Origin of the sequence: Helicobacter aurati, assembly GCF_003364265.1 — a bacterium.
Taxonomy (GTDB): Bacteria; Campylobacterota; Campylobacteria; order Campylobacterales; family Helicobacteraceae; genus Helicobacter_A; species Helicobacter_A aurati.
In genome coordinates this window covers 95031-107691 of sequence record NZ_NXLW01000001.1, presented here as the reverse complement: position 1 = coordinate 107691, position 12661 = coordinate 95031, and the positions used below count along the sequence as shown (strand labels likewise).

Sequence of the window (12661 nt, the reverse complement as noted above, 5' to 3'; positions counted from 1 at the left end):
GTTTGTATTATGTTGCTCTATATTGCAATGAGTAGACGCTAGAAACAGCCTATTCGATATTTTGCAATGCTTGCAAGTGCGGTATAGAGATTTCTAGTGTATTAATGGTAATAAGTTATGGGATTTATGGTTTAAAGTTTTCTCCCAAGTAGTATTTTTGCACCAACGGATTTTGATAAATTTCTTGAGAGTGTCCACTAGCAAATAATGTACCGCTTTTAATGACATAAGCACGGTGACATACTCCTAATGTTTCACGGACATTATGATCGGTAATTAATACGCCAATATTCATGTCTACAAGGGTTTGAATAATTTTCTGAATATCTAGCACAGCGATTGGATCAACGCCTGCAAATGGTTCATCAAGTAAAATGAATTTTGGAGATTTGACTAAGGCTCTTGCAATTTCTACTCGCCTACGTTCCCCACCACTGAGGCTAACGCCCCGTCTATCGCGGATGGTTTCAATATTAAAGGCTTCTAACATTTCTTCAATACGCGATCGAATTTCGTTTTTGTTGGTAAAGGAATTTTGTGCAGCAAGCAAGAGATTGTGCTCTACCGTTAAATCCTTAAAAACGCTAGATTCTTGAGGGAGATAGCCTATACCCATATTGCTCCTCTTATGTAATGGAGCATCAGAAATATCTTGATTATCTAAAAAGACTTTTCCTTCGCTAGGTTTAAGAAGTCCGCAAATCATATAGAATGTTGTTGTTTTTCCTGCGCCATTTGGACCAAGTAATCCTACAACCTCGTTGCTATGCACTTCCAAAGAGATATTATTAACAATTTTTGTTTTTTTAATTTGTTTGCTTAGATTCTCTGCTTTTAGGGTATTCATACGACGTATTCCTAACGTATTATTTGCTGGCTGTGTCTAAAAAATGTGCTAAGATTATAGCTTAAACTTTATAGTGAAGGTAAAACATGAAAGTCATAGCTGCTAATTTTAAGGCATATCATACTCCGAGTAGCACACAAAAATATCTTTATGCCTTAGAAACACATCTTGCCAAAAGTCATTATCTTCAAAATGAAATTGTTGTTTTTCCTAATATGGCAAGTCTTAGTGCTAATAACTTTTGTTACTTTCATATTGGAGCACAAAATATTTATCCAGCTGCTAATGGTGCTTTTACGGGTGAAATAGGGCTTGAAGTATTAGATTCATTGGGAATCAATCATGTATTGCTTGGGCATAGTGAAAGACGTAGATTATTGGGCGAGAGTGTAGCATTCATTCAGGAAAAATTCCATTTCTGTGCAAATGCTCATAAAAAAATTATACTTTGTATAGGTGAAGATTCGTTGCTGTTTGGATTGTGGGATAAATTAGAATCTTTTTTTCAACAACAATTACAAGGCATTAACCTTGATTATCCTTTTTTATATATTGCCTATGAGCCTCTTTGGGCTATTGGCAGTAAACAGGTCGCAACACTAGAATATATTCTTAGAGTTCGGGAAATATTACGTTCTATGGGGGTAAAAATTTGTTTATATGGCGGGAGTGTTTCTACAACAAATGCTAAAGAAATTTGTGCAGTAACAGATGGAATTTTAGTTGGAAGTGCTAGTCTTGAATCTAGTAATTTTGCAGACATCATTCGATGTGTTTGTTAGCAGATTCATTATATTTTTGTATAACATAGATTCTTAGGTTATGTTCTTGTCTATACTATCCTTTTGCCTGATATGCCCCCATAGTGGTATGAATGATCGATTGCAATAAGCGATAGTGAATGGGTAATTATTTGATTGCTGATTGCCCGCGTTGCAAGCATAAATATTTTTAACACCTGTTAAAGAGATTCTAAAATTTTCTAAAAGAATAGTACACTATTTATAATTTGTATTAGCAGTAAATTGCTTCACAATAAGCTACAATTTCCTTTAAGAATATAAAATTATTGATTGGTTTATAAGCACATATTTAGGAAGTAAATGGTTGAATATGGTATAAAAGGTTTCTTGCTTTCTCTTTCCCTCATCGCAGCAATTGGCGCACAGAATCTCTTTATTCTAAAGCAGGGCATACTGAACAATCATGTCTTTTGGGTATGTTTTGTATGCTTTATGTGTGATGTAATATTGATAAATTTAGGTATTTTTGGAGTAGCAAATTTCCTCGCAAATAATAAACTTATCACAATATTACTTGGAATCTGCGGTACATGTTTTGTTACATGGTATGCAATTAATGCGCTACAATCTCTGTATAAATGGAGATCCATTGCTATCACAGATAATGCTATTGCTGTTACGTCGTTGCGTAAAACTCTCCTATACACATTAATCATTACCTTGTTGAATCCCCATGTATATCTTGATGCGATTGTCATTATTGGCACACTTGCGCTTTCGCTTAATGTTTTTGAAAAAATTGCTTTTGCGTGTGGGTCGATATTCGCTTCTGGTGTTTGGTTTTTTTCGCTTGGATTCTTAGCCAATAAAGCGAGTAAATATTTTAGAAATCCAAAAACTTGGGTAGTTATCAATATAATGGTAGCCCTAATCATGTTTGCTATAGCTTATAATCTTTTGCTTTTTAGTATTAATGAGATATGTAATTTGTAGTGATTAATATATTTTTTGCCTGATGACTTTATTCTCTTTTTTATTGTAAAATCTTGAATGACTGAAAACTTGATTTTATTAAGGATTATTATGCAACATTCACAAGATTCTCAATCTGTGCTGACACAGGCTCAAGACGTACTACTAAAAACTTACGCGAGGTACCCTTTTGTTATTGAACGCGGCGAAGGAGTGTTTCTCTATGATACGGACAATAATGCCTACTTAGATTTTGGCGCAGGTATAGCTGTTTCTGGGTTGGGATACCAGCATAAAGATTTCAATGAGGCAATACAGCAACAAATAGGCAAAGTATTGCATACTTCAAATCTCTATTACAATATTCCATCAATTACTGCCGCACAAAAGCTATGTCGTGCTAGTGGCATGGCAAAAATTTTTTGGACAAATTCTGGAACAGAGGCTAATGAAGGTGCAATAAAGGTTGCAAAAAAATATGCTTTTTTACGCGATAAACATCATAAGCACAACATTATAGCCTTTAAAAATGGCTTTCATGGGAGAAGCTTGGGTGCATTATCCATTACGGGGAATACAGCTTATCAAGAACCTTTTAAACCATTGTTAGACGGTATTCGTTTTGCTGATTTTAACGAAATTGCAAGCGTTGAACGTAATATAGATTCTCAAACTTGTGCTATTTTCCTAGAAACTATACAAGGAGAAGGCGGAATTACTCCTGCAAAAAAGGACTTTCTGACAAAAATTCGTAAAATTTGCGATGAGAATGATATTTTGCTTATACTTGATGAGATTCAATGTGGTATGGGAAGAACAGGCAAAATGTTTGCATGGCAGCATTATGATATTTTGCCAGACATATTTAGCACTGCTAAAGCACTTGGCTGCGGGTTGCCTGTCGGTGCGTTCGGTGTGTCGGAGCATGTGGCTAATTCTTCATTAGGTGTAGGTGATCATGGCACAACGTATGGTGGCAATCCATTGGTATGCGCTGGGGTTAATGCGGTTTTTGATATATTTGAAAGAGAGAATATTTTAGCCAATGTAGAATCTAGTGCTAAACATTTGATTTGCGTGCTAGATTCCCTTGTTGAAGAATATACAATTTTTACAAAGCGACAAGGATTGGGATTATTACAAGGTATGTGGATAACAGACAAACAAGAATGTAAAAATACAGAAATTATCTCTCAAGCTCTCAAAAATGGATTAATTATTCTTCCCGCAGGAGAAAATAGCTTACGTTTTGCGCCGCCTTTGATTATACAAAAAGAACATATTGACAAAATGATTGATAAGCTACGACAAACATTGCGAGAACTTGGGCTTAACTAACATTATGAAGAATGTTTAGATGATTTTGTGAAATGCTTAGGATTAAAGTAATTAATCAAATAAATTGCAAAAATCGCAATAATTCCTCCAATAATAGTATGCCATTGTGGAATCTCGGCTAATAATATCCACGAAAAGCCTAGCGCAAAAATAGGAACAAGTAGCGCATAAACGCCGCCTTGTGTTACACCTAAAAGATGCAATCCACGATAATAGATTGTTGTTGAAAATGTCGTGCAAAATAGTGCTGCGATACTTGTAGCAAGCCAGAATTTCCAATCAACTTTCAAAAAATCATCGATACCATAAAAGAAAAAACTAGACGATAATGAACAAGTTGTAATGCAGCTTGAATAAAAACTAAGCGTAACCGCAGAAATATGTTCACTAGCATAACGTGAAGAAATCATAAGGAACGCCCAACAAACTGCAGCTAAAAGATAAATACTATTAAATGGTGTAAAAAAGGCATGTATATCATCAAAAATATTGATTAAGAAAGCCCCAGAAATAACGCCTAATAATAACCCCCATTTTTCACGTTTAAGCAGTCTGTTCTTACGAATGAAGCTCCAAAGAAATGCTGCGATAATAAGAGGCAATACTTCGGCTATAACCCCTGCACTGCCAGCACTACCATATTGCAACCCTACATACATAAGATAATTATACATTGCACAGAAAATGCCCGTTAGACAGGTTGGTAACAAAGCGCATTTTGGAATCTTAAAAGAGATTTTGTAATACAACATAATAGGTAAAAAACTTGCGCTAACTAAAACAAAACGCGTAAAAGAAGCCTGCTCTGGATTGAGTGCTTCGCTCATAAATTTTGAAAGCGGCCATACAAGTCCCCAACCCATCATCGCAATAATCATTAAGGTTTTCATATTTGCTCCCTAATTAAGATTAATAAGTAATTATAAAACAAATACTTGAAACCTTAATAGAAAGTGTAGATTAAATATTTAGTAGCCTTGATATTGTTTGTATTGTCATTATCGATGGTTATAAAGATTATAACTTTCAAGGAATTTCTATGGATTGGGCAAGATATTGCTCGCCATTACTAGGTTGGCAGAACAATGCTTACAAGTGCTTATTGTTTTCTTGGAATCTTGGTAGATCTGTGTTGTGATTTTAGTTTGTGGGTGTTTGGTATCTATAAAGTTTGGAGGAGTTATCTTAGATTTTTGTATATAGATTGAGCAAATTTTGGGTTAAATCGAAGAGTATATTAATGAAGTATGTGTTAATAGTTAGGGGAGTGCTTGTAAAAATCATAGGGGTAGAAATCATAAGATTCTAAAGCGGCTTTACTCTGCTACGTAATAAATAAGCTCTGATTTTATACTGTAATCCTAATTTATTAATTGTTTCGAGAAATACTGTATTATGTGTCGCTTTGTAATGGTCTTTAAGGATTCGATATAGGATTCTAGAATCTGCATTGAGTGGAGATAAAGATTCCATAATAGAATCGGCAGACTCATTGCTGTGAGTATGGACAATTCGTAAAGCCTGCAATTCTTGATAGGCAGATGTATTTTGTAAGTAAGGATAAACGGAGAAATAAGAATCCATAAATTCCATTTGCAAGTCTAGCTTTCTTTTCATAATCTCTAACCCTCTTTTGGAAGTCAGACTATTCTTATGATGTCTGTAATAATATAATGATGTATGTAGTTCCCCAATTTTGCCTTTTAATCCCATACGTAGCCAATATTCATAGTCTTCTACAAGGAATTTTGATTCATTATAGAATCCCACCTCTTTGGCTATTTCTGCTCGATACAAGAAACATGCTCCTATTCCGTCATAGACGATAAGATTCTCTGGTTGAGATTCTACATGCCTTTTACTTTGTTTCTTTTCTCTTACGATAATGTAATCCGCACAAACCATAATATAATCAGTATGTGTCTCTAGGAAGTTTAGCATGCTTTCTATAGCTTGCGTTACATAGTAATTATCGTCCGATGTCCATGTCCAATATATGCCATTTGCATGGGCGAAACCTATGTTAAGAGACTTCGGGAGTTTTTGATTGACATCATTATGAATAAGCTTTATGCGATTATCTTGCTTTGCATAAGATTCTATAATCTGCTTTGTGTTGTCAGTTGAGCAATCATTGACAATAATGAGTTCAATGTTTTTATAGGTTTGATTGAGGATGGATTCTATGGATTGGGCAAGATATTGCTCGCCATTATAGGTTGGCAGAACAATGCTTACAAGTGGGCATGACATTGTATTCCCCTCATAGTAAAGTTGTGGAATCTATATAGGGCAACTTGAATGCTTGAGAGACAGATTTTAGGGCAATTTTACCGTTATAGGCGTTTAATCCTCCAAGAGCACCCGGCATCTTTAACATTTCTTTCCATCCTTGATTGGCGATAGTTTGGACGTAAGGTAAAGATTCGTAAGAATAAGTAATGCTTGAGGTACGAGCAATAACACCAGGGATATTAGGAACACCATAATGAACCAAATCTTCTTCGATGTATATCGGATTGTCATGTGTGGTTTGCCTTGCGGTTTCAATACATCCTCCAAGATCTACTGATACATCAAGCACTACCCCACCTTTATTCATAAGTTTTAAGTGTTCTCTTGTAATCACCTTAGGTGTGGAAGTAGCTGTTATTAATACGGCACCAATTAGAATATCTGCACCTTGCAAAACGTATTTGATAGAATCTTCATTGCTATAAAGCAGCTTTACTTGATTATTTATTACTAAAGGATGTTGTGCTACCTTAAGGGTATTGATGTCAAGTATCCATACATCTGCTCCCATTCCAACTAGTACCTTAGCGGCATTCATTCCGACTACACCACCCCCTACAATTACAGCTTTAGCAGGAGCAACACCAGCGCATCCGCCAAGAAGCACGCCTCTACCGCCATAATTAGTTGCAAGCAGAGTAGCTGCGTGTTGGGCGGCGAATTTGCCTGTTACTTCGCTCATGGCACTTAATACGGGGTAATTGCCCATAGGTCCGGCAATCGTTTCACCACAAATAGACGTTACTTTAGAATCTACCAATGCTTGAGCTAGTTCAGCGGAGTAGGCTAAATCAAGAAAGCTATATAACACCATATCTTTGTGCAGGAATCGAAATTCTGTCTCAATAGGTTCTTTGCATTTTACAAGTAAATCCGCGCATTCCCAAATTTCTTTTGCGCTTTTTAAGACGATTGCACCCGCATTTTCATAATCTGCATTTGTATAGCCTATGGTAGAACCTAGTCCATCTTCCATGTAGATTTTATGTGTAGGATTAGAATGCTTAAGAAGTGCAACATCACTAGGTACTAACCCTACTCTATGCTCGTGATTCATTATTTCTTTTGGAATACAAATATTCATAGATAATCCTTATCATATACTTGCCTACATTATACTACAAATCGTTGCTATTCAGTTAAATTGAAAGTTACCCACAGCGTTATAAGCCTTTACAAAAGTATATTTAGTTATAATTCTTGCGCGGTCATAGGACTGTAATTTTAATGTAAGGATACAATATATGGGAACACGAACAGAGCATGACTTTATTGGCGAACTCGAAATTGCAGACAATGTATATTATGGTGTACAGACTTATAGAGCATTACAGAATTTTAATATTACAGGTGATAAGTTAAGTAGTTATCCAAGTTTCATTAAGGCATTCGCGCAAGTCAAAAAAGCAGCAGCCCTGGCAAACAATGAGCTTAAATTACTCGATGATACAAAAAAAGATGCGATTTGTAAAGCATGCGATAGGCTTATAGCTGGAGAGTTAAGAGAGCAGTTTGTCGTTGACATGATACAAGGCGGAGCTGGAACAAGCACAAATATGAATACCAATGAAGTAATAGCAAATCTAGCCTTAGAAATTATGGGGCATAAAAAAGGCGAGTATCAATACTGCCACCCAAATGACCACGTAAATCTTTCACAATCAACTAATGATTCCTATCCTACAGCTATCCATGTAGCCCTTTATGATGAGCTTTCTGCATTAGCAAAGGATATGGAAGTCTTAAAATCTTCATTTGAAAAAAAGGCGCAAGAGTTTAAAAATGTTTTAAAGATGGGTCGCACTCAGCTCCAAGATGCCGTGCCTATGACATTAGGACAAGAGTTTCACACATTTGCAGTAATGATGGGGGAAGACATTGCTAGAGTGCTTGAAGCAAGAAATCTTATCACTGAAATTAATATGGGCGGCACTGCTATTGGTACTGGGATAAATTCACATCCTGATTATCCTAAGATTGTGCAAAAAAAATTATGCGAAGTCACAGGATGCCCATTTCAAACCGCCGATGATTTAATTGAAGCAACACAAGATACAGGGGCGTATGTACAAGTAAGCGGTGTGTTAAAAAGAGTTGCCGTGAAGCTTTCTAAAGTTTGTAATGATTTGCGCTTGCTAAGTTCTGGTCCAAGAGCTGGATTAAACGAAATCAATTTACCCAAAATGCAGCCTGGAAGTTCCATTATGCCCGGAAAAGTTAATCCTGTAATTCCTGAAGTTGTCAATCAAGTATGTTATGCGGTGATTGGTAATGATGTTACTGTAAGTTTTGCAAGTGAAGGCGGGCAGCTCCAACTCAATGTTTTTGAACCTGTAATTGCTTACGGTTTATTTAATTCTATTTCAATGATGAGGAATGCTATGCTCACACTTGCAAGCCGATGTATTGATGGCATTACTGCAAATGAAAAAGTGTGTAGCGATTTTGTATATAATAGCATTGGTATTGTTACCGCACTTAATCCTTATATTGGCTATGAGAATTCTGCTTCTATTGCTAAAGAATCTCTGCAAACAGGTAAATCTGTCAAAGAAATTACATTAGAAAAAAAACTTTTGAGCAAAGAGCAACTTGATGAAATTTTCCAACCCAAAAATATGCTTAATCCACATATGAGTGCAGAAGATAAAGCAAAGTTCCAAAAACACTCACCTTTTGCGTAAGCTTAGTTATCGCAATTTACTAGAATCATTTTTGAGATGGGCATAATATGGATATACTTTACTATTTATTAACTATTTCTTGAATTGGTTGTCCATAAAACTAAAGGAGATTCCAAAGATTCTAGTTATAATTTTACTCTAAAATGGGTATTAGACATTAAGGAGTAAAGCATGCAGAACAAAATATTCTCTAAAAGTAGAAATGGCTATTTTGGTGAGGGCGATTTAAGTTTTGGAGGTTGCTTTGTTCCTGAAATCCTTTACCCTGTTATCATGGATTTGCAAAAAGCCTACTATCATATTTTTCGAAGCAAGGCTTTCAAGAAAGAATATAAATTTCTACTTAAACATTTTGTAGGCAGACCAACGCCTCTTTTTTATGCAAAGAATGCATCGAGAATCCTCAATAATGATATTTTTCTTAAGTTTGAAGGACTAGCAAATACTGGAGCGCATAAGATTAATAACGCTTTAGCGCAAGTGCTGTTAGCCAAGAGAATGAAAAAACAACTTGTTATCGCTGAAACTGGAGCAGGGCAACACGGTGTAGCAGTGGCAAGTGTATGCGCGTTTTTAGATATGCCATGTAAAATCTTTATGGGTGAAATTGATGTGCAAAGACAACGTCCTAATGTGTTTATCATGGAACAATTTGGTGCGACTGTGATCCCTGTTTCAAGTGGGACAAAAACACTTAAAGACGCTGTCAATGAAACATTGCGTGAATGGAGTAATGATCCGTATGGCATATTTTATGTCTTGGGAAGTGCGCTTGGACCATCCCCTTACCCCGATATTGTAAGAGATGCGCAAAGTATCATCGGTAAAGAGATAAGGAAGCAGCTTCATAAATCGCTTGGGGTCTTGCCTGATTATGTTGTAGCATGTGTTGGCGGTGGTAGCAATGCTATGGGTGCTTTTGAAACCTTTTTAGAAGAACCAGATGTCAATCTTGTTATTGTAGAGGCTGGTGGAGATAATTTTTTGCCCAATAAAAATGCTATGCGATTGCATACAGAAAGTCATGCTAAAGTTGGCATAGCACAAGGCTATAAATCTTATTTCTTACAAGATAAGCACGGACAAATCGCTGAAACATATTCGATTAGTGCGGGACTAGATTATGCTGGTGTTGGACCTCAAATCGCTCATCTAGTGAGTATAAAACGAATCAAATGTACTGCCGCTAGTGATACGGAAGCATTGGAAGCTATGCAGTTTTTTGCAAAGCATGAAGGAATCTTAGCGGCATTAGAATCAAGCCATGCGCTAGCTGGTGCTATGAAAATTGCTAAAACAATTAACAATAAGGCTATTGTAGTTAATGTCAGCGGAAGAGGGGATAAAGATATTTTTATCACAGCTAAAGAGCTTTGCACAGAGCAGTGGAGAGACTTTTTAGAGCTTGAGCTCTCTGCGATCAATAAAAAAATGACTAAGAAACAAAAATGCACAAAAGATTCTGCAATAGTCAAACAAGCATTAGAAATAAAAAAATATGACAATGATAAATCCCCAACTAATGATACAGGCACAATGCAGCCTTGTGTGTCTGAACACAACAGCGATACTACTATGAATCAACATGAAAAATCTGAAGAATTGAGTGTAGAATTAGATTTGAATGAACTCAAAGACAAAGATTTTAGTTTTCTTGATGAAACTACACAAGAAATGCAAGAAATGCAAGAAATGCAAGAAATGCAAAATTGCGCGCAACAGATGGAACAAGCTCAAGTAGATTCTATAACGGCTCAAGATAATCAAGAGGAGTCAATAGAAACCACGGAAATCATTGATAAACTAGATATTGATGAAGAGATGCAAGATTCTTTAGCCCCTATTGATAATATTGTAGAAACACAAGACACATCAGCACACCATAATGTATTAGATTTTCTCTCATCTGAACAAATGGAATTAGATAACATAGTATTAGAGTCGCTGCCATTGCATGAAGAGCCGCAGGTAAAGGAAGAAATACAGAAACAACTCGATGATTCTATGCAAACATTAGAATTACAGCAAGGTTTAGAATCTAATAACCTTACTTCATTGCTAGATTCAGAACTTTTTGCAGATATGGATTCAAATGAATCACAACATATCAGTTTGTTGCTTAATAATGAAGAACCAATATTGTCATTGCGTTCCAATGAATTGCATGAGTCGCAGGAAGCTTTTGATTCTTTAGAATCTATTGATGAAAAACAAGAAGAACAATATGTGCTTGATGATGACATACAAGGGCAGCATATACAATCAAATGAAGATCAGACCATTCAATCGGAATTGCAAGCGGAAAATTTGCAAGTAAAAGTATTTGAAACCAATATGAATTTAAGTAAGATTTGTGGTAGGTCGATAAAATCCTAATTTTTGAAGCAACAGAGAATGGTTTTAGAGAAATACGATTAAATATTTTTCTTTTTTCGCCATATTCCAGATTGAAATACAACATAAAAAATTATTGCACGAATATAAGTTTCAATGAATATAATAATAAATAGACTATATAAATGCCATCCTTGCGTACTTGCGATTAACATGGGCAACAATCGGAACAAGGAAATGCTAATGATATTGATAAATAAGGGAATCTGCGTCCATCCTGCTCCACGTAATGCTCCATCATAGATAAAAGATAAAATGAGTGGAATTTGTGAGAGTCCTATAATAATCAAATACATACTAGAAATTTCTATGGCGACAGAATCTTCTGACATAAATAACAATGAAAATTGTTCAGCAAAAAGAGCCAATAAGAGTCCACAAATCCCTAATACTATACTTGCTACAATGGCGCAAAGTTTTGTGTATTCAAAACCGAGCTTATAATCTTTTACTCCAATACATTGTCCCATGAGACTCATAATTGCCAACGTAAAACTAAAACCGGGGATAAGCGCAAAACCTTCAATTTTTGTTCCTGCTTGAAATCCATTCATAGCACTATCACCATAGACAATAGCATACTTACCAACAAAAAATAAAATAATATTTAAAGAAATAATAGTAAAAATACGTTCTATCCCTGTTGGAATGGCGACTTTTAAGCCATTTAGTAGAAAATGTAGACGAAACATAAATAATAACCGTATCGGTGTTTTTGAGAATTTCACAAGCAGCAATAATGCAATAAGTTCTAGGTAAGAAATAAAAACACTGACTACTGCCGCTCCAAAAAGTCCTTTCCCCTCTATTCCAAAAGCACCTTGAATTAAAATTACATTTCCAAACACACTAAGAAAAGTCATAATAACTTTAATATAAAAAGGCTGCTTTGTATCTCCTATTGCTGCAAAGCTAGAGATTATAACATTTTTAGCTATAATTGCGGGTAGAGCAAAAATAGTAATAAGAACGTATGAATAAGTAGCCGTGTAGAGTTCTGTACTTAAATCAAGTGCTTGTAAATACAATGGGATACCCAAATAAGTTATAAAGAGTAAGGGAAGAGAGAAAATTATCGCACTGTACAACAAAGTGGCATAAACCAAATTCATCTCAAAGTACTTTTTTGCGCTATAACGTCGAGACATTAGTACGTTTGCGCCAATCCCAAAAATCGCACTTATTGGGTAAAAAATAATAATGTAGTTTGCTCCTAAGCTCAAGGCGGTAAAGCTTAATGGGGAAATTTTGGCTAAGAAAAATAGTGCTAGAAAGAGATTTAACATATCTAAACCAGATTGCAGTGCGCTTGGAATAGCAATGTTTAAAATACGCGCAATTTTTGTTTTTGTGGTCAACATAGAGCCATTCTTTTTGTACAATTTTAT

The 12661-nt window shown here is 35.6% G+C and carries 10 protein-coding genes; 5 read left to right on the top strand and 5 right to left on the bottom strand.

Annotation, left to right across the window (positions count from 1 at the left end; translation table 11 throughout):
- Positions 1 to 124: 124 nt before the first annotated feature.
- Entirely contained in the window at positions 125 to 847 is a 723-nt protein-coding gene (lptB, locus tag CQA66_RS00495) for an LPS export ABC transporter ATP-binding protein (RefSeq protein WP_104762533.1), read from the bottom strand.
- Between the two features lie 86 nt (positions 848 to 933).
- On the opposite strand from lptB, the gene CQA66_RS00490 reads away from it, so the two are divergent.
- From CQA66_RS00490 to CQA66_RS00480, 3 genes are all read left to right on the top strand, one after another.
- Entirely contained in the window at positions 934 to 1629 is a 696-nt protein-coding gene (locus tag CQA66_RS00490) for a triose-phosphate isomerase (protein ID WP_104762532.1), read from the top strand.
- 321 nt (positions 1630 to 1950) lie between these two features.
- Positions 1951 to 2583, top strand: coding sequence for a LysE/ArgO family amino acid transporter (locus CQA66_RS00485; protein WP_104762531.1), 633 nt, complete (start codon positions 1951 to 1953; stop codon positions 2581 to 2583).
- 90 nt (positions 2584 to 2673) lie between these two features.
- Positions 2674 to 3900, top strand: coding sequence for an aspartate aminotransferase family protein (locus CQA66_RS00480; protein WP_104762530.1), 1227 nt, complete (start codon positions 2674 to 2676; stop codon positions 3898 to 3900).
- Positions 3901 to 3902: 2 nt separating this feature from the next.
- Here CQA66_RS00480 and CQA66_RS00475 read toward each other — a convergent pair whose 3' ends face one another.
- From CQA66_RS00475 to CQA66_RS00465, 3 genes are all read right to left on the bottom strand, one after another.
- Positions 3903 to 4790: a DMT family transporter gene (locus tag CQA66_RS00475; protein ID WP_233707677.1), complete on the bottom strand. Its 888-nt coding sequence runs from the start codon at positions 4788 to 4790 to the stop codon at positions 3903 to 3905.
- Positions 4791 to 5205: 415 nt separating this feature from the next.
- Positions 5206 to 6153: a glycosyltransferase family 2 protein gene (locus CQA66_RS00470; protein WP_104762529.1), complete on the bottom strand. Its 948-nt coding sequence runs from the start codon at positions 6151 to 6153 to the stop codon at positions 5206 to 5208.
- 10 nt (positions 6154 to 6163) lie between these two features.
- Positions 6164 to 7279, bottom strand: a complete 1116-nt coding sequence (locus CQA66_RS00465; protein WP_104762528.1) for an alanine dehydrogenase — start codon at positions 7277 to 7279, stop codon at positions 6164 to 6166.
- 160 nt (positions 7280 to 7439) lie between these two features.
- Here CQA66_RS00465 and aspA point away from each other — a divergent pair, with 160 nt between their 5' ends.
- Positions 7440 to 8879 (top strand): aspartate ammonia-lyase, encoded by a 1440-nt coding sequence (gene aspA, locus CQA66_RS00460; protein ID WP_115582514.1) that lies wholly within the window; start codon positions 7440 to 7442, stop codon positions 8877 to 8879.
- Positions 8880 to 9050: 171 nt separating this feature from the next.
- A complete protein-coding gene (trpB, locus tag CQA66_RS09635) occupies positions 9051 to 11255 on the top strand; it encodes a tryptophan synthase subunit beta (protein ID WP_104762526.1) in 2205 nt (734 codons plus the stop codon).
- Between the two features lie 38 nt (positions 11256 to 11293).
- Here the strand turns inward: trpB and CQA66_RS00450 are convergent, their stop codons facing one another.
- Positions 11294 to 12634, bottom strand: a complete 1341-nt coding sequence (locus tag CQA66_RS00450; RefSeq protein WP_104762525.1) for an MATE family efflux transporter — start codon at positions 12632 to 12634, stop codon at positions 11294 to 11296.
- Positions 12635 to 12661: the final 27 nt, after the last annotated feature.